The organism is Shewanella decolorationis (genome assembly GCF_004354305.1).
GTDB classification, from domain to species: Bacteria; Pseudomonadota; Gammaproteobacteria; order Enterobacterales; family Shewanellaceae; genus Shewanella; species Shewanella decolorationis.
Genome location: NZ_CP037898.1, coordinates 1,943,471 through 1,961,181, shown reverse-complemented (window position 1 = coordinate 1,961,181; position 17,711 = coordinate 1,943,471). Strand labels below are relative to the sequence as shown.

17 protein-coding genes are annotated in these 17,711 nt (G+C 46.3%); 2 read left to right on the top strand and 15 right to left on the bottom strand.

What is annotated here, in order from left to right:
- Nucleotides 1–66: 66 nt before the first annotated feature.
- The 10 genes from EYR25_RS08995 to EYR25_RS08950 form a co-directional block, all read right to left on the bottom strand.
- The gene (locus EYR25_RS08995; RefSeq protein WP_243729949.1) at nt 67–438 is read right to left on the bottom strand and encodes a hypothetical protein; all 372 of its coding nucleotides are present in this window, start codon (nt 436–438) and stop codon (nt 67–69) included.
- A 133-nt stretch (nt 439–571) separates the two neighbouring features.
- Nucleotides 572–2,014, bottom strand: a complete 1,443-nt coding sequence (locus tag EYR25_RS08990) for an MBL fold metallo-hydrolase RNA specificity domain-containing protein (RefSeq protein WP_133179487.1) — start codon at nt 2,012–2,014, stop codon at nt 572–574.
- Between the two features lie 118 nt (nt 2,015–2,132).
- The gene (locus EYR25_RS08985) at nt 2,133–2,996 is read right to left on the bottom strand and encodes a DUF2927 domain-containing protein (RefSeq protein ID WP_133179485.1); all 864 of its coding nucleotides are present in this window, start codon (nt 2,994–2,996) and stop codon (nt 2,133–2,135) included.
- Nucleotides 2,997–3,000: 4 nt separating this feature from the next.
- Complete coding sequence (gene arsJ / locus EYR25_RS08980; RefSeq protein WP_425057222.1) at nt 3,001–4,239, bottom strand: organoarsenical effux MFS transporter ArsJ; 1,239 nt, start codon at nt 4,237–4,239, stop codon at nt 3,001–3,003.
- A 39-nt stretch (nt 4,240–4,278) separates the two neighbouring features.
- Nucleotides 4,279–5,292, bottom strand: coding sequence for an ArsJ-associated glyceraldehyde-3-phosphate dehydrogenase (locus tag EYR25_RS08975; RefSeq protein ID WP_133179481.1), 1,014 nt, complete (start codon nt 5,290–5,292; stop codon nt 4,279–4,281).
- A gap of 65 nt (nt 5,293–5,357) precedes the next feature.
- Entirely contained in the window at nt 5,358–6,377 is a 1,020-nt protein-coding gene (gene arsB, locus EYR25_RS08970) for an ACR3 family arsenite efflux transporter (RefSeq protein ID WP_133179479.1), read from the bottom strand.
- 40 nt (nt 6,378–6,417) lie between these two features.
- The gene (locus tag EYR25_RS08965) at nt 6,418–6,762 is read right to left on the bottom strand and encodes a metalloregulator ArsR/SmtB family transcription factor (protein WP_133179477.1); all 345 of its coding nucleotides are present in this window, start codon (nt 6,760–6,762) and stop codon (nt 6,418–6,420) included.
- Between the two features lie 278 nt (nt 6,763–7,040).
- Complete coding sequence (locus EYR25_RS08960; protein ID WP_039978818.1) at nt 7,041–7,385, bottom strand: cytochrome c3 family protein; 345 nt, start codon at nt 7,383–7,385, stop codon at nt 7,041–7,043.
- A 65-nt stretch (nt 7,386–7,450) separates the two neighbouring features.
- The gene (locus tag EYR25_RS08955; RefSeq protein ID WP_039978820.1) at nt 7,451–9,118 is read right to left on the bottom strand and encodes an FAD-dependent oxidoreductase; all 1,668 of its coding nucleotides are present in this window, start codon (nt 9,116–9,118) and stop codon (nt 7,451–7,453) included.
- Nucleotides 9,119–9,497: 379 nt separating this feature from the next.
- Nucleotides 9,498–10,733: an OprD family outer membrane porin gene (locus EYR25_RS08950; protein ID WP_243729948.1), complete on the bottom strand. Its 1,236-nt coding sequence runs from the start codon at nt 10,731–10,733 to the stop codon at nt 9,498–9,500.
- A gap of 280 nt (nt 10,734–11,013) precedes the next feature.
- Between EYR25_RS08950 and EYR25_RS08945 the strand changes: the two genes are divergently transcribed.
- Nucleotides 11,014–11,739 (top strand): FadR/GntR family transcriptional regulator, encoded by a 726-nt coding sequence (locus EYR25_RS08945; protein ID WP_133179473.1) that lies wholly within the window; start codon nt 11,014–11,016, stop codon nt 11,737–11,739.
- A gap of 305 nt (nt 11,740–12,044) precedes the next feature.
- Here EYR25_RS08945 and EYR25_RS08940 read toward each other — a convergent pair whose 3' ends face one another.
- From EYR25_RS08940 to EYR25_RS08920, 5 genes are all read right to left on the bottom strand, one after another.
- Entirely contained in the window at nt 12,045–12,932 is an 888-nt protein-coding gene (locus tag EYR25_RS08940) for a radical SAM protein (RefSeq protein WP_133179471.1), read from the bottom strand.
- 26 nt (nt 12,933–12,958) lie between these two features.
- Nucleotides 12,959–13,285 carry a putative quinol monooxygenase gene (locus tag EYR25_RS08935; RefSeq protein WP_133179469.1) on the bottom strand — a complete coding sequence of 109 codons (327 nt, stop codon included), beginning with the start codon at nt 13,283–13,285 and terminating at the stop codon, nt 12,959–12,961.
- 43 nt (nt 13,286–13,328) lie between these two features.
- Nucleotides 13,329–13,802, bottom strand: coding sequence for a GNAT family N-acetyltransferase (locus tag EYR25_RS08930; protein WP_133179467.1), 474 nt, complete (start codon nt 13,800–13,802; stop codon nt 13,329–13,331).
- 127 nt (nt 13,803–13,929) lie between these two features.
- On the bottom strand, nt 13,930–15,537 hold the full coding sequence (locus tag EYR25_RS08925) for a DHA2 family efflux MFS transporter permease subunit (RefSeq protein ID WP_133179465.1): 1,608 nt from the start codon (nt 15,535–15,537) through the stop codon (nt 13,930–13,932).
- 13 nt (nt 15,538–15,550) lie between these two features.
- On the bottom strand, nt 15,551–16,606 hold the full coding sequence (locus EYR25_RS08920; RefSeq protein WP_133179463.1) for an HlyD family secretion protein: 1,056 nt from the start codon (nt 16,604–16,606) through the stop codon (nt 15,551–15,553).
- A gap of 97 nt (nt 16,607–16,703) precedes the next feature.
- On the opposite strand from EYR25_RS08920, the gene EYR25_RS08915 reads away from it, so the two are divergent.
- Nucleotides 16,704–17,651, top strand: a complete 948-nt coding sequence (locus EYR25_RS08915; RefSeq protein WP_133179461.1) for a LysR family transcriptional regulator — start codon at nt 16,704–16,706, stop codon at nt 17,649–17,651.
- Nucleotides 17,652–17,711 lie beyond the last annotated feature (60 nt).

Sequence of the window (17,711 nt, the reverse complement as noted above, 5' to 3'; positions counted from 1 at the left end):
ATCCCATAAATATTGAAGGCTCACAAACAGTGTGAGCCTTCAATGTTAAGACTGAGTTTTTAACGCTTAGTTTTCGATTTCGAACCCTTCGCCATTACACTCTAAATACTGCTGGCAAGCAGGATAGATCCCCTTACCACACTCGTAGAAAATAATCGCATTTCCACCTAACTTCTGCACTTGAAGCTTTAAATCCTTTTTCAAATCATCAATATCAACTTTTACCGTTGGGTCGATATCGCTTTTACAATAGGTTGCAGACACTTCCCCCAATCCTACGTATTTATGTCGTGATAACTCCGCCATTGTGTACACTTCCACCGTGCCTGCAATCGCATTATTTAACGCCACTGATCCGACATTGGTTCTAAACGTTGCCCCACTACATCCGCCAAGCAAAAGAATACATACGAGCAAATAGCTTTTTCGATTTATCATTATTTCATTCCATTGAGCCTGTCTATCATAGCGAGATACGATAGCCATGAGTAAAAGTGTCTAAAGGTGTAATCCAAGCATTTTTCAATGTCAATAATGCCGCAAAATTTGCTAATTAAGAACATTATCTTAGCTAGTTAGTCACCCAAACTAATTTGGGTAAGGCATTTAAATCCAACATATCGCCACGGGTGGCGATGGCCAGCGCTTTAGGTTTGGTTTTTGAGTCTTGATTCATCACCGCGACTAATCCCTGCTGCGCTTCGGGCTCACCGTGAACAAGCACCAAGGGCGGCTGCGCTTCAAAATGTCGATACCAACGTAATAACTCCGCCTGATCCGCATGGGCCGATAAGCCACCGACAGTATGCAATTTAGCGGCAACTTTAATGCTATTACCATGGATAGTCAGCTCCTCGGCGCCATCGACTAAGGCGCGTCCCGGCGTACCAAGAGCTTGATAGCCGCAGATAATCACATCACATTCTGGACGCCATAGATTGTGCTCTAAATGACTACGGATGCGGCCACCGTTACACATGCCGCTGCCCGCAATAATAATCAATCCTTTGTGCACATCGTTAAGGGCGATAGACTCCTCAGTCGTTTGAATAAATTCTACATTCGACAATAACGGATGTTGCCCCGGGTGCTGGCGGGTAAAGCGCTTAAAATCATCGTCCATTAAGGGGTAATTATTGACATACACCCGCGTTGCCTCAATCGCCATAGGACTATCGAGGCAGACTTTCCAGCGGGAGAGATCCCACTCTTTGGCATATAAATGAAATAGATACAAAAGCTCCTGCGCACGCCCAACGGAGAAGGCCGGCAACAGAATATTGCCGTGACTCTCGGTCACCGCCTTGGCGAAAATCGCCTTTAACTCGGCCAGAGTATCGGTCCAACTGCGGTGGAAACGATTACCGTAGGTGCTTTCCATTAACACTAAATCGGCGGTGTCGACTAAGGTGGGATTACGTAATATCGGCATGCCAGCACGGCCAAGGTCGCCACTAAAGACCAGTTTTTTCTGCGCTTTCCTCTCACCTAACCAAAGCTCCACCAGTGCCGAGCCTAAAATATGCCCCGCATCCGATAAGCAAATATCCACATGGGGGAGCACTCGGGTGACTTGGCCATATTCCAGCGACACAAACTGAGTAATGGCCTGCTCCGCATCTTCTACAGTAAATAGCGGTTCTAAAGGCTCCAACTCATGCTTTGCACGCTTTTTATTGGTTCTTTCGGTATCGCGCACCTGCAGCATGGCAGCATCTTTTAGCATGATGGCACACAGCTCAGCCGTCGCTTTATGGGTAAAAATCGGCCCGGTATAGCCTGCCTTAACCAACAGGGGTAAGCGGCCCGAATGATCAATATGGGCGTGACTCAAGACAACGGCTGAAATAGCAAGAGGATCGAAGCTAAAAGGTTCGTGATTACGTAACTCATCGGCCTTGCCGCCTTGGACGAGGCCGCAATCGAGCAGCATTTGCTTACCTGCCACTGTGAGCAAGTGGCACGAGCCAGTCACTTCCTCGGTCGCGCCCAAAAACTGCAATGTCATCTGCATAGCTTGCCTCCAGCATATTTATCTCTTTTAAAGATAGACTATGCCCTTATTCCTAAAAGAAAAAGGAATAATTGGTAAAGCATGATCAAAGCCAACTTTCGATGTAAAACCTTGGGGATCAATAACCTAACAGTGGGTACAACTGGCCCTGACGAACCGCTTTATCGGCTTGTGTCAGCGTGCCATCCCGCTGCCATTGTTCGAGTAGTTTTTGCAATATGGGTTGCACTTCGGCGGCCGTCATGCCGGCATGAATATCCTTACTGTAGAGCAGTTTCAGCAAAATATAATCCAGCCCAGTGAGTAAATCCTGCGGTGTTTTATCGTTAAAAATGGAAGGAAATACTTTCTCCGAATCATTGGGTAGGCCCAACACTTGGGTGATTTCTTCCACCACGCAGGCCACCAATTTGCCATGCATTTGCGCTTGGTCGACCGGGATAACGACCCAAGCACGCTCAATCTCACTCTGGGAATTAAGCGCAAATTTCCCCATACACACAGAGCCATGAATATTACTGGCCGCACTTGCCCCCATCAGACGCCTCACCACATCGGCCCATTGGGATTGACGGGTAAAGACTAAATGTAAGTTGGCCTCTTCGAGCGATTCCACCTTGGCAATACTGTGGCCGGTGATTTGTGCCAGATGGCTTAAATGCATTTGCACCAATTGTGCATGCAACCCATTATCGCTCACTTGATGCTCGACAAAGACGCGCACGGGCTGACGCCATTTCCGTACCCGATGTTTATCTTTATCGTATTCATTTTTAAGGGCTATCTCATCGAAGGCTTGGATAATGTAGGCAGGATTTTTCCAATCTCGAATAGGCTTTGGGGTGAGATTGGTTGTCTCAGCTAATGCGGAATTTAATACAGGTGTAACCGATGCTAAGAGCGGCGAAACAGCGAATAGCGAAGCCATGCAGACAAAGCAAATGGTTCTAACGCCCGGTAAACGCTTTCGCCAGCTCAACATCTTGCTATCCTTTGACTTGTCGAGGCAGCTTGATAGAGATCAGTGCCGTTGTTGCAATAAAGGCCGTCGAAATCCACAAACAGGCCACCAGTCCATAACTTTGATACACCCAACCCGAAAGCACGGTTCCCAGTAAACGCCCCATGGCATTAGCCATATAATAGAACCCAACATCTAGGGATACCGCCTCTTCACTGGCGTAACTCACAATTAAATAGCTGTGCAGTGACGAGTTAATCGCAAACAGTCCGCCAAATAACATCAGCCCCAGGATCAGACTTAGCTGTGGTGAGAAATCCAGATACAAACTGAGTGCAATTAACGCGGGAATAAAAGCTAATAACGTCGACCAAACTAAGGCGGTATAACCGTCGGGGATGCGCGGCGAAGTGTTAGCTGCTGCCCTACTCGTACCAGCGATCTTCGGAGCTAAGGTTTGCACTATGCCGTAACCTATCACCCAGAGCGCCAAAAAGCCGCCCACGGCCCAATGGTCCCAGCCCCATTGGCTCGCCAGATACACGGGCAAAGCCACCACAAACCACACATCCCTTGCGGCAAACAAAAACAGGCGCGCCGCTGAGAGAATATTCACGCTGCGACTCTTAGAAAAAATCTCAGTAAACTTAGGTTTGTTCTTCGCTTTCCCCAGATCCTTTTTCAGCAAGACCAAACTCATTAACCACACCAGCGCAAGCACGGCCATCATGGCGGCAATCGCCATATTGAAACCCAATCCCGCCAGCAAGGCGCCACCGAGGAAAAAACCCGCCCCTTTAAGGGCATTTTTAGACCCGGTTAACAGGGCTACCCAATGGTAAAGCCTGCCCTGCTCACCCTTTGGAACCAGCAATTTAATCGCGCTTTTCGCGCTCATCTTGTTGAGATCTTTAGCAATGCCCGAAAGCGCCTGCGCCGCCATCACCCAGGGCACGCCAGCGAGCCACAGCGGTAAACTGGCCGATGGCACCAATAACATCCCTAATGCCAATACCTGCATGCCAAGGCCTAGATTCATGGTGCGATTAAGCCCCAAGCGAGCGCCGAGATAACCGCCCACCAGATTGGTGACGACACCAAAAATCTCATAGAACAAGAACAACATCGCAATCGCGAATGGCGTATAACCGAGATCGTGAAAATGCAGCACCACCAACATCCGCAGCGCACCATCGGTTAAGGTAAAACTCCAATAATTGAAGGTGATCAGCAAATATTGCCGCACGGCCGCGGGCAATTGCATCAGTTGTTCAAATAGCTTGGCAGCAGGCACAGTGCTCTCCTAACGCGGCAAATCAAGCTGGCCGACTAAGCGGGCAAGCTCTGCCGTACGGTTGGCATATCCCCACTCATTGTCGTACCACACGTAGAGTTTTAGCTGAGTACCATTCACCACCATGGTCGAAAGTGCATCGACAATGCTCGAACGGGGATCGGTTTTATAATCAACCGACACTAACGGCCGCTCCTCATAACCTAAAATGCCCTTGAGTTCGCCTTCGGCGGCGGTTTGTAGCAGCGCATTCACTTCCGCTTCGGTCACGCTGCGCTCAAGCTCAAATACACAGTCAGTTAGAGAAGCGTTCGCCAACGGCACCCGCACAGCATGACCATTCAGCTTGCCCTTAAGCTCTGGGAAAATATGGGTAATTGCCGTCGCACTGCCCGTGGTGGTGGGGATTAAACTTAAACCACAGGCGCGAGCGCGGCGCAGATCCTTGTGCGGCGCATCCAGAATCGTCTGAGTATTGGTAATATCATGGATAGTGGTCATAGAGCCATGCTTGATGCCAATCTGCTCATGGATCACTTTCACCACAGGCGCAAGACAGTTAGTAGTGCAGGAAGCCGCGGTCACAATCGGATGAATAGCCTGGTCGTATAACTGATGATTTACTCCCATCACCACATTTAACACACCTTCCTCTTTAACAGGCGCCGTCACCACTACCCGCTTCACGCCTTGATCTAAATAGGCTTGCAGTAAGGCTTTGGTTTTCATCACCCCGGAGGCTTCAATCACCACATCGCATCCCGACCAATCGGTTTCGGCAATCGTCTTATTGCGTGTGGTGCGAATGGTTCTGTCTTGAATTTGAAAACCATCCTGACTCGCCGTGATCGGATAAAGCCAGCGACCGTGAACTGAATCGAACTCAAGCAAATGGGCCAAGGTAGCTGCATCCCCTGCGGGATCGTTGATCTGTACAAACTCAACATCATCCCATTCCCACGCCGCGCGCAGAGCCAAACGTCCCATGCGCCCAAATCCATTAATCCCGATTTTAATTGCCATGATTTATAACTACCCAGTTAACTTACAATTTGTTGATTTTAAATATCATTTATTTCAAAAACAGATTAAGTCGTAAACCAATGGCGGGTGCGATTGGCAAAGTACACTAAAGACAACATCACTGGCACTTCGACCAACACGCCCACCACGGTCGCCAACGCGGCCCCCGAATGTAAACCAAAGAGCGAAATCGCCACGGCCACGGCTAATTCAAAGAAGTTAGAAGAACCGATCATGCTCGCGGGCGCGGCAATCGCATGGGTCAGTTTGAGCTTTAACGCCAGCCAGTAGGTCAAGATAAAGGTGCCATAGCTCTGAATAATCAATGGGATGGCGATCAAAAGTATGTTTTGTGGCTGGGTGAGAATGGTTTCTGCCTGAAACCCAAACAACAGCACAACAGTGGCTAGTAAACCGATCACAGACCAAGGTTTAAGCTTTGCCAGTAACTGCGGCACAGCACTCGCATCATTACGAGCCTCAAGGCGTTTACGTGTCATGACTCCCGCAATCAAAGGTAATAACACATAGAGGACAACGGAAATTAACAGGGTTTGCCATGGCACTTGAATATCACTCACCCCCAGCAACAATGCAGAGAGCGGCGCAAATAAAAACACCATAATGATATCGTTAACAGAGACTTGCACTAAGGTGTAGTTAGGGTCACCCTTAGTAAGTTGGCTCCACACAAACACCATTGCAGTACAAGGCGCTACACCGAGTAATATCATTCCCGCGATATATTCACTGGCGGTTTGCGGATCAACCCAATCCGCAAATACCAACTTGAAAAATAACCAGCCTAACAATGCCATAGTGAATGGCTTAACTAACCAGTTAATGAAAAGGGTTAATATCAATCCTTTCGGCGCTTTGCCGACATTTTTCACCGCGGAAAAATCAATTTGTACCATCATGGGATAAATCATCACCCAGATGAATAACGCAATAATCAAATTCACATGGGCCAACTCGACAGCCGCGATAGCGGAAAATGCCTCTGGCACCAGATTCCCAAGCGAGACTCCAGCAAGAATACTCAAGCCAACCCAGACACTTAAATAACGTTCAAAGCTCCCCATAACGACCTCAACTTATCTCATATCGAATCCATTTCTTTACTTAACAGCAAGCTTTCGCACGTTCGGGACGAGCTCCCATGCTGCACAGGTTCTGCATACTCTCAGCTAAAAACGGACTATTAGCCTCACAACTTTGCGCCAACACTTGCTGACACCAAGCATTAAGCTCAGGATTAATTTGATAAAACACCCATTGTCCTTGGCGCCTATCGACTAAGATCCCTGCTTTTTTTAACTGTGCTAAATGCCTCGAGATCTTAGGTTGGATCTCCGACAGCGCGGCCATTAATTCACAGACGCACAACTCCCCTTCGCGCTGAATGAGTAATAAACATTTCAGCCGAGTCTCATCGGCAAGGGCTTTAAAAAAAGTGACGGGGTGCATTGAGCGCTTCCAAAATAGCCATTAAAACATATGCGGAATTGTATATATGAAAAAACGTATGTGTATAGTTATTTTTTACCCATATATTTTTGGCTTAAAAACTGACAACTTAACCGAAGAAGATTGGGTGTATAACGAGGGGGAAATCGACTTAAGGGGCCAGCAAAAGTGGAACTCCTTAGATTTAAGGCCACCAAACAAGTAAAAAGAAATGCCAGTTAAGGTTAACTGGCATTTTGTGTCGAGAAGCTTTAAATCCGCTTGATACAACTCAACTGCTATGGCGTGACTAGGTCAAACCTAGGATGACATCCTACACAGTAGTTTTCTGATTTTTGGTGAATATGATGACATTTTGCGCAATCCGTTTCAGTCGCAAAATGACGATTTTTGTGGGGGTTAGTCGGTTTCACGTTTTCGGTTTTTAGCGCTAATTTTTCAGTATTATGGCACTGTACGCATTTCAGCATAGTTACAGCTTGACGAGCCTCAGTACCATGGCAACTGTTACATTTGATTCCTTTTGCAGCATGGGTTTGATCGAGTAAAACATTATCTTTTGCTATCGCATTTGCTGCGAAAATGCCCAGAACAAGGGCAAAAATAATTGTGAGATTCTTCATTTTAAATTCCATCATTCATGTCACTGGATGCCATTAAAAAGCAGCCACTATTGATAATTTGGCGCTTAAAGTTTCGCGACGTATTTGCCTGCTAAATAACCAAAGGTATAGCAACGTCCCAGAGACAAGCCGAATACCGTTAATGGGTAATCAACACCACCGTAGAAGCCTGCACCTAAGTTACCCACAATGAAGAGACCCGGAATTTCTTTACCATCTGCATCAAGCACTTGATGATTCTCGTTAACCAAAATACCGGAACATAAGGTTGAAATTCTCATGCGACGGTGAATGCCATAAAATGGTGGCTTAAGCACCGGAACCATTTTGCTCGCTGGTTTACCAAAATCTTCGTCTTTACCTTTCTTACACAATTCGTTGTAACGATTTACGCTTGCAACAAAGGTTTTTGGATCGCACTCAAGCTTTACAGCCAATTCTTCTAAGGTATTTGCTGAGTAGGTATTTGTTAATGAAGGATATACACCCTTTTTCTCACCAGGCACTTCAGGCATATAGTCCTTTAGCTCTTCAGGTGAATAAAGGTGACCTGGCCAATCCTTCGCTTGTGTCATGTAATCAGAATCAAAAACCTGAGAGTAATGGCCAGCGTTATACTCATCTTTGAGGTAGTTATTCATTAGTGACATCTCAACCGTTTCATTGACGAAACGCTCGCCTTTACGATTAACGGCTAAGAATGGCATGTCACACATTGAAGCGGGACCAGCATCAAAATCGTGTAGCATTTTGGTATGGCCAACAGGTTCGATAACGCCACCGGCCCAATAGGCCATAGCAAAACCATCACCAGTACGATCCATTTGTTTACGTTCGAAGTTTTTCAGATCTGGAATAAAGAAGTCACACATTGCCTTGTTATTTTGGTAATCACCAGAAGACAGAATGACGCCTTTCTTCGCCATAAATTTGTGATATTTACCATCACGAGTTTGAGCAATAACACCTACAACTTTGCCTGACTCGTCTTGGATCAATTGTTGTGCTGGCGTGTTGAAGAAAAATTTAACACCCGCCTTTTCGGCAGTTTTAGCGAGAGCACGGATACCGTCACCAGTAGTGTAGGGTTTAGGTCCGCAGAAGGACGTAACAAAATTTAAACGATCACCTTGGTCTGCAATACCGCGAATACCGTGCTGTACTTTAGTGCCTTGGTCGACAACCTGGCCGCCACTTTGCTTCATACGATCAATCACCCAAGTGACCGCTTCGCCTGAGTTGTAAGCCCATTGTCTTAATAAGCCAGGATGAGAACGGTGGGCGTTATCGGCCATTAAACGGCTAACAAGTGCCTCAATTGCAGACTTGTCACTGGTCTTAAGATCGATACCAGACCCAGTGTTACCCTGTGAAACTGGTATTGGTTGTTTTTGCAAACACGCAACTGTAGCACCATTTTCTCTGGCAGAAAGTGCAGCTGGGACACCCGAAGCTCCGGCACCAACAACGACCACATCAAATGTTTGAGTTGTTGCTATGTCCTTATCCGCAATAGATTTAGGTTTAGGTAAAAAACTTAAGGTTGCACCACCAATCTCGCCATATGCCCCCTCTGCCTGCAAAGGTGCCGCGCTAGCAGACCCCATGCCTAACGTCGCAAAAGCTAATCCACCACTGCCCATTGCTGCTCGGGTGAGAAAACTTCTTCGAGATATACCGTTTTGAAGAACACTCGCTGTGTATTGGTCAATTTCTTTTGATTTGTTGCTCATTTGATACTCCTTTGCCAGCATTGTGAGCACCATCACACTCACAATGGTGCTGGGTTATTCGTGCCCAGATTTTTACGTGTTTAGAATCTAAAACTGTTGCGTTGACTTGAACGAAACACAACCAACGTACAATTAAATGTATGACATATGACAATACTAAAAAAGAGGTATTCAATGCATATTTGCAGTGCTTCACAAATATTCATTTTATGGAATATCAGCCCTATTTTATGAACAGCCAACTATTTAATTTAAATTAGCAATATTTAATAAAATTTTTATTCTAACAAATGACTACTAATTAGATTTAAGACAAAAATGGGCATACCTAATCATCATGGTATACCCTTAGAAAAGTTGCAGGGAGCAAAATTTATCGCTAATGACCTAACATAAATTTATAGTTAATATAAAATCTAACATCATTAAAGTTTTCACCTTGATCAAAATCGATATTAGCGTATCGAGCTTTTAATCCTAAACCAGAAAGAACACCAGAGAACTTATAACTAATTGAATAGTTCATCTCACTAAAATCACTCCCCTTATCTTCTGGTACATCATATTGTCCATAATATGCATAAGCTTCTAATCCATTGATACCTAGCTTTTCAAAATCATATGCCAGTTTCAATGCATTAACCTCTTCATTCCCCCGTGCTGATTGATAAACTTGCTGGATAACGACTTTTTCATCACCCCATGGTGTAAGCACAGTATCATCACCTGTCTTAGCGTATAAATAGGTAATATCAGCACCGGCAAATTTAGCCCCTAGGTGAAAACCATATTGGTAAGTGTCTAATGGGCCACCCGTTTCTTCGCCTGTTGATTTCTGAGTTAAATAAGAAGGAGTAAAATAAACGTTCGCCACACCGAGGTCAGTAGATAGCTTAATCTTTGCATATGATTGATTAAAAACATCTTCCATCCTGTAATGCCAAAGACTAACCTCAGTTTTGACCCATTCAATTGGTAACTGGTACTTAGCACCAAGTGCATACACTGGATTATCTGCAACATTAGCGACAATACCCGCTCTGGCCAATTCACTTTGTACCGCATCTTTTACAGATACAAAACTATTATCGGACCATCCCATTGAATCCGTAATATATAATGCTGAAAGGGTAAGATTATTTACGCTGTTATTTTCAACAGTAAATCCACGAAACGTTCTTGGAATAGCTCGAATATCGTGAGGGTTCATCATAGGAGTTCTTAATTCTTGAGCCCCAACTTTAAATTTAGTACTCCACCATTCGCCCTGAACAAAATATTCTTGTAATCGATTAACGTTATCGTGGCCACCATTAGCATCTCGAGCAACTAAACCATAAACACTATCAGAGTCGTTAACCCAAATAGGGTTAGCAGATGCAAAACTAGTCCCAAAACTAATCCCACTTACTTTCGCTGTATTATAATAGAACAGCCCACCTAATGAAGTGTCATGTTTTTTATTTGTCGCACCATCAAAATCACGCGTAAAATCAAATAATCGCAATTCACCTTTAACTGTTCCTTCGCTAAACATTTTATCAATTGTTGTATCTGCAAACGCAGATACAGAAAGCGCAGATAGCACAAAAAAAGACAAGCTTTTAATTTTCATCATCATCTTCCTGTTATGAGTTGATATGTTGAACATACCTATACTGGTTAAGAAACAGACTCAAAACCACTTTGGACAAATGTATGACGTATAACTTTTGTTAACAATAAAGATTGAGTAAATATGAGAAACTAGTTGCGAAATTTATCTAGATGTTACTTTGATCAACAAAAATGAATATTTTTTAATCACTAATATAGGAAAAGCGAGAGTACATTTTCTGCCTCAAAAGTGCTTTTAATGTTAAGATGACCTCACTAAGTATTTTGAGGGCAAACTAGTGCATAACTTCAAGCCAATTAAGCAGATAAAAGCATCTAGTGAAGTAGGACAACAGCTAAAAAACGCTATTTTAGGTGGTGATTATAAAGCAGGTGATAAACTGCCATCTGAACGCGAGCTCATTGAGTTATTTCAAGTGAGTAGAACCGTTGTCAGAGAAGCAATTAAAAGCCTTGAGGCTGGCGGATTAGTCGAAATTCGTCAAGGTGCAACTGGCGGTGCATTTGTTAAACATCTGACATTTGAACGTTTAAGTGACGCTTGTCATGATATGTTTATGATGGGAAAACTGTCACTTCCTGAGTTATGCCAAGCGCGTATTTTGATTGAGCCTCAAGTCACCCGGATGGCCGCTAAAAATTGCACACCAACGCAGGCAATAGCGCTACACGAAGCTTTACGACACGAGAATGATTCGCACGCTTATCCGGATACTGTCGCTTTACGCTCCGAAGTACATTATTTATTAGCTGAAATGTCTGGAAACCGTTTTTTAGAAGCCATAGTCAAGTCGCTGTTAATTTTACTTAAAAATCAAACCATAAAGTATGAGCCGCCGACGGATGAAATCCATCCTTTAGGCTTACACGATGCAATAGTGCAAGCCGTAATCGAAAAAGACGAGGCCAAAGCTGAAGCCGCCATGCTAGCGCATTTAGAAGATTTTAACCGTCGTTTAAAAGAAATCGAACTGAGATATATCAAGCGGCAAAATAACGCTTAATGCTAAATATCAAAGGTAAGTCCAGTAACTAGGGCGTGTTGACGTTTCAGGGTTATTTTTGCAGTAATTTGGCTGATATTTATGTAAGTCAAAGCCCGTATATTGTGGTTAACAACTGGCTGTTAACACAGTAAAAATACCTACTATACGCCGTCCAAATGGGCCGTTTGACAAGCCGGAGCTCTTAATTTCAGTCATAAGAGCCCCTGTCATTTAAGTAGACTCACAACGCGTCGTGACTCGTTTGATAAACGCGAACATGCCGGAGCGAGCAAAGCCTAATCTTCAACTTACACTCAATCGGTTTATAATCCGCGCTGCCATTCCTGCCTGAGTTGAATGCTGCGCGGCGCGTGAATTGCCTGCTCGACCTGTGCCAGCAATTTAGCCTTGTCCTTACCTAGTACTCCTTTTAAAACAAGATAGTTAGAGGCATGGTCGGAGCGAAAAATCGTTTGCTCCAGCTCCAAATGGCTAAGCAGGGTTTGCATTTCTTGGAATAATCCTAATTGGTCCGGTAACTGAAACTGGCCATCAAACACTGCATCCATCCGCTCTGTACCGAGCGGCAAAGTAACCACCAATGTGGATAAATAATCGGGCTGGGCAACATTCATCAACTTGGCCGAGTGGATGGCATGTTGCTGCGATAACGCCACGCCACCTAAGCCATTGAGGATCATGACAGAAGACTTCATCCCCGCCGCGCGAATTTTTTGTAATGCCGCCAGCGATGACTCGAAAGTTTCGCCCTTTTTAATCTTGGCCAGCACTTCGTTATCACCACTTTCGCAGCCAACGTACAGCAGACTTAAGCCTAACTCCCTCAGCCGAGCGAGCTGCTCAGGGGTTTTATTATTCAAGTTACGCGGCAAACAATAACTGCTGATCCGTGTAACCTGCGGCAAGTGGCGCTGGATTAACTCGCAAATCGCCTCTAACCGAGCAAAGGGTAAGCTCATTGCATCACCATCAGCCAAAAACACCCGCGATACAGGCATACCAGTTTGGGCAATCGCGAGAATATCTTTTTCAATCTTATCGAGTTTTTGTGCTCTAAAGGCTTTTTGCGGCTGAGTGTACATATCGCAAAAACTGCACTGATTCCAACTACAACCGTTAGTCACTTGCAGTATTAGCGACTTCCATTCTGATGGCGGTCTAAATACAGGTTCAATGTAATTAAGTAACACTACAAACTCCTGTTAAGTAAGATAAATTAAGCGATGACTTGATGGTAAGTTTCCACATGGAAGGACTCGACTAACTCGGGCATCACCTGATGGAAATAATGCTGAATGGCATCCTTAGCGCAGTGCTCATCGAACGCGGCGATATCGACAAACTTTTCCACAAAAGTCACGCGGCGCGGTTCATCACGGCTGACATTCAGCTCATAACGGATGCAGCCCGCTTCGCGGCGCGTATCGGGGATAAGCGAAGCAAGCGCCACAATCAAGGCCTCGGTTTTACCCTCTTTCGCTAAAAAGCTCGCGACGCAAACGAGTTGTTGTTGATTAATTTTATAGTCCGTAACTGTAGTCATTTGATTTCCTTAATAAGAGTAAATTCAGCTAGTTAAAACCAGATCACTGAGGCTGGTAGCGCATATCAATATGGGGAATACCATCTTCCAAATACATTTCAGAGCACGCGCTAAACCCGAGTTTCTGATAGAAGCTTTTCAGATAATCCTGAGCACCAATTTGGATCCCCGCAGCAGGCCAAGTGCTGAGCGCCGATTCAATCGCCCTTTGCATCAACGGCATTGCCAATCCTTTACCTCGTCCCGCAGGAGACACAACGACTCGGCCAATGCTGGCCTCGGGATAACTCAGCCCAGGGGGTAAGATGCGGGCATAGGTGAGCAGCTCGCCTGCTGGCGATAAGCCGATTAAATGCTGGGTTTCAGGGTGCCTATCCTTATCGTCAAGCTCTGGATAAGCACAGGCTTGCTCAACCACAAACACATCGACTCTCAGTTTGAGAATGTCATACAAAGTGTTAGCAGTTAATTGATTAAATTTAAGATTTTGCCACTCGACTGAATCTGGTATCGACATAAAAAAGCTCTGCGTACAACCGGAAAAGAGCTCGAGTCTATCACAGGTCTACACATAAAAAAGCGCCTTAATCCTGGGGGAATTAAGGCGCAGGGGTTACGCATTGCGAAAACGAAATAAGTCAGTCTTATTCGACAACCGCATCGTGGGCGACTGGCCCTTGTGGTTTACGGATAAGCAGCACAGCCACCACGGCAATTAATAACAGGGCGCCCATAATAAAAAACACATCGTTATAGGCTTGAATATAGGCCTGCTGACTCATGGTTTGCCCTAATAGCGCCTTGGCCTGCATGGAGGCGGTATAGGGATCCGAGCCGCCCTGTTGCAACATGTTGGCGCTCTGATTCAAATAATCCTGCGCCTGTGTGCTGACCGCTGGCAGAGACTCCTTCACATGGGCCAAATGACTACGGGCCAAGTTATCGGTTAAGGTCGCCACCAGCGCGATACCAAAGGCGCCGCCTAAGTTACGCATCACGTTCAGCACGGTCGAAGCCGAAGGATTCTCATGGGGCTTTAAATGGGCCGTCGCCAACATGCCAATGGGCACTAAGATAAAGGGCTGGCCTAAGGCGCGCACCACCTGGGAGGCGATCATCTGCGGCCCGGCGTAATCGGCGGTCATTTGGCTATTCATGTAATAACTGAGGGCAAACATAAAAAAGCCGAAGGCGGCTAAATAACGCCCGTCGAAACGTTGCATTAACCGCGGCACTAATGGCAATACCAAGAGCTGCGGGAAACCCATCCACATAATGACTTCGCCGATTTCCAGCGGTGTGTAATCATGCACTTGGGACAAATAAAGTGGGATCAAATAGATAGCACCAAAGAGTGCCATCCCGAGCAAAAAGTAAGCTATGGTCGAAAGCACAAAATCACGTTTACCGAGCAGGCGTAAATTCACTAAAGGATCTTTACGTTTAAGCTGGATCCACACAAACAACACCAAATTCACCGCGGCAATGATGGCGAGATTGCGGATCAAATCCGAGCCAAACCAATCCTTGCGGTTACCTTCCTCTAGCACCACTTCTAAGCAGCCCATGCCCAGCGCCATGGTGACAATGCCCGCTAAGTCGGCATTTTTCAGCTTGTCCCACACCACAGGGCGCTTTTCGAGGCCATAGGCCAACATCGCCATCACCAGCAATCCGGGCGGTACGTTGATATAAAACAGGTAATGCCAGCTAAAATGCTCAGTTAACCAACCGCCTAAGGTTGGGCCAATCGATGGCGCAAACGTGGCCGTCACCCCGAATAACGCCATCCCCACGGCACGTTTATTCTCGGGTAAAAATTCTAAGATCAGCCGAAACGCCAGTGGGATCAGCGCGCCACCAAAGAAGCCCTGCAACGCCCGAAAGGCGATCATGGCTTCGAGGTTCCACGAAATCGAACACAGGATAGAAGCAAAGATAAAGGCTGCGGTGGTCCATAGCAGGTAACGCCTGACCGAAAGCCCAGTGCTTAGCCAGCCCGAGAGCGGAATCGCAATCATCTCGGCAACCAGATAAGCCGTTGAAATCCAACTGCCTTCCTCCAGCGTTGCGCCGAGGCTGCCTTGGATTTCCTTCATCGAGGCATTGGTGATTTGAATATCGAGGATCGCCATAAAGGCGCCAATCAAACCACCGAAAACGGCAATCCACGAACGGCGACTACCGCGCTCATATTCGCTCGTTGTAGCCCCCGCGGCGATAGCCTCAGATGCCGCAGCAATTGTGCTCATGTTAACGACCTACTTAGCGACCGACGTTAGCAGCGATGGCTGTCGTCGGATGCGAAGCAGTATCGACCTTGACCACGGCACTTAAACCGGGGACGACACGCGCCTCTTCTTCTGAGAGATCTAAACGGATCCGCACAGGGATACGTTGCACGATTTTCGTGAAGTTACCCGTAGCATTTTCGGCGGGCAGCAGACTAAATTTGGCTCCGGACGCCGGTGACAGACTATCGATAACACCTGTAAAGGTTTTGTCGGGAAACGCATCGAGACTGACCTGCACCGACTGTCCAGGTTGCATATGTTGGATTTGGGTTTCTTTAAAGTTCGCCGTGATCCACACAGCCCCATCCGGAACCAAACTGTAGAGTGCCTGGCCGGGTTGCACATATTGCCCCACCATAGCGCCGCGTTTACCAATCACCCCAGAGAAAGGCGCGGTCACGCGGGTATCATTAAGCTGAATTTTAGCCAGCTCCAATGCCGCATTCGACTGTTCAACCACAGAACCAGCCTGATTCAGCTGGGCATTAAATACGGCGAGCTCACGCTCTTTAGCCACTAACAGTGCCTTGGCTTCATCGAGACGCGCGGCAGCAGAATCAAAACCGGCTTGTAATTGGTCGACATCGTCCTGTGAGCTGTAGTTACTGACTTTTAACTTTTTAGCTCGGCTTAACTGTTGCTCGGCACGGATTTTATCGGCCTGCGCCGCGACCACGCCCGCACTCGCTTGACTGATCAACGCGTGCTGCAATTCCACCTTAGCAGCTAAGGTTTGCAGATCGGCCTTAGCACTGGCGAGTGACGCCTCGGCTTGGCTGACTTTGGCGCTAAACTGGTTATCCTCAAGCTGCGCCAATAACTCGCCCTTGCGCACATGCTGGTTATCGGTCACATCGGATAACACCACATAACCCGGTACTTTCACGCTCACATGGGAAATATCGGCCTCAACATAGGCGTTATCAGTGGTTTCGATAAAACGAACCTGCGTCCACCAGTAATAACCGCCACCCGCAACGGCGGCGAGCAATAGTGGAACGGCGATGATGAGTTTACTTTTGGACATGAATGACTCCTTGATTAGTGAGTGCTAGTGTACTACTGTCTCATCACGTTTATTAGATAGTTAAAAATCAACCCACTGTTTCACAGGTGTAACAATCATGGATCTCAATCGCGTGCAGATATTTGCCCAAGTCGTCGAGCAAGGCAGCTTCACCGGCGCCGCTAAGGCCCTTGGTTTAACTAAGGCCACTGTCAGCCGCAAGATTGCCGAACTTGAGGCAGATACTGGTACCCAATTGTTATTCCGAACGACCCGCGCCCTCAAACTCACCGAGGCGGGATCAAGCTACTACAATCGGATCAATAAGATCTTGAGCGATCTACAGAGCGCCGAAAATCAACTCAGCGCCCACCAGCAATTGATTAAAGGCAACCTAAAAATAGTGTGCCCCATCGAATTAGGCCAATTATTCCTCGGGCCTATCTTCGCCCAGTTTTTAACCCTTTATCCAGACATCACCATCGAGGCTGAGCTCACTAACCGCAAGGTGGATGTGATAGAAGAAGGTATCGATTTGTTATTCCAAATCGCTGACTCGAGCGACTCCCGCCTACAGAGTTATTCATTAGTTAACGCCTATAAATCCTTGATGGCCAGCCCCAAGTATTTAGCCGAGCATGGCACACCCAAAGTGCCGCAGGACTTAGCCAAGCATAAAGCGATTCGTTTACAGTCGGCCCATATTGAAGGCGCATGGAAGCTATTTGATGGTCAGTCTTGGGTGGTGATTGAACCGGTAACACAACTCACGGTAAACAATGTCACCATTGCCCGCGAAGCCGCTATTGCAGGGCTTGGCATTACGGCCGTACCTTCAATTATTGCCCAAGAGGCGGTAGAGAAAGGTTATTTAGTACGACTCCTCGACGATTACCCTATGGTGCAAACCAAAGTGGTGCTCAGTTACCCCAAGCGTGCTTATTTGCCGCGAAAATATCGAGTGTTTATCGAATTTATCTATTCTGCCCTGTTTAAACGCTGGGGATCACAGGTATTAGAAGTGCCAGAATTTATTGGTCAACAAGAACAAAGCAACTCACGCTAACTTAACAATTGTAACTTTGACAAGTAGAAATAAAGCCGCGAAGGAGAAATCCTGAATACC

Bases quoted from the DNA above. Each gene is read 5' to 3' on its own strand.
- EYR25_RS08990 (WP_133179487.1), bottom strand. From the start codon at position 2,014: ATGCAGATGACATTGCAGTTTTTGGGCGCGACCGAGGAAGTGACTGGC.
- arsJ (WP_425057222.1), bottom strand. From the start codon at position 4,239: ATGCAATTGCCCGCGGCCGTGCGGCAATATTTGCTGATCACCTTCAAT.
- EYR25_RS08930 (WP_133179467.1), bottom strand. From the start codon at position 13,802: ATGTCGATACCAGATTCAGTCGAGTGGCAAAATCTTAAATTTAATCAA.
- EYR25_RS08920 (WP_133179463.1), bottom strand. From the start codon at position 16,606: ATGTCCAAAAGTAAACTCATCATCGCCGTTCCACTATTGCTCGCCGCC.
- EYR25_RS08925 (WP_133179465.1), bottom strand. From the start codon at position 15,537: ATGAGCACAATTGCTGCGGCATCTGAGGCTATCGCCGCGGGGGCTACA.
- EYR25_RS08955 (WP_039978820.1), bottom strand. From the start codon at position 9,118: ATGAGCAACAAATCAAAAGAAATTGACCAATACACAGCGAGTGTTCTT.
- EYR25_RS08950 (WP_243729948.1), bottom strand. From the start codon at position 10,733: ATGAAAATTAAAAGCTTGTCTTTTTTTGTGCTATCTGCGCTTTCTGTA.
- EYR25_RS08935 (WP_133179469.1), bottom strand. From the start codon at position 13,285: ATGACTACAGTTACGGACTATAAAATTAATCAACAACAACTCGTTTGC.
- EYR25_RS08915 (WP_133179461.1), top strand. From the start codon at position 16,704: ATGGATCTCAATCGCGTGCAGATATTTGCCCAAGTCGTCGAGCAAGGC.
- arsB (WP_133179479.1), bottom strand. From the start codon at position 6,377: ATGGGGAGCTTTGAACGTTATTTAAGTGTCTGGGTTGGCTTGAGTATT.
- EYR25_RS08960 (WP_039978818.1), bottom strand. From the start codon at position 7,385: ATGAAGAATCTCACAATTATTTTTGCCCTTGTTCTGGGCATTTTCGCA.
- EYR25_RS08975 (WP_133179481.1), bottom strand. From the start codon at position 5,292: ATGGCAATTAAAATCGGGATTAATGGATTTGGGCGCATGGGACGTTTG.
- EYR25_RS08965 (WP_133179477.1), bottom strand. From the start codon at position 6,762: ATGCACCCCGTCACTTTTTTTAAAGCCCTTGCCGATGAGACTCGGCTG.
- EYR25_RS08995 (WP_243729949.1), bottom strand. From the start codon at position 438: ATGATAAATCGAAAAAGCTATTTGCTCGTATGTATTCTTTTGCTTGGC.
- EYR25_RS08985 (WP_133179485.1), bottom strand. From the start codon at position 2,996: ATGTTGAGCTGGCGAAAGCGTTTACCGGGCGTTAGAACCATTTGCTTT.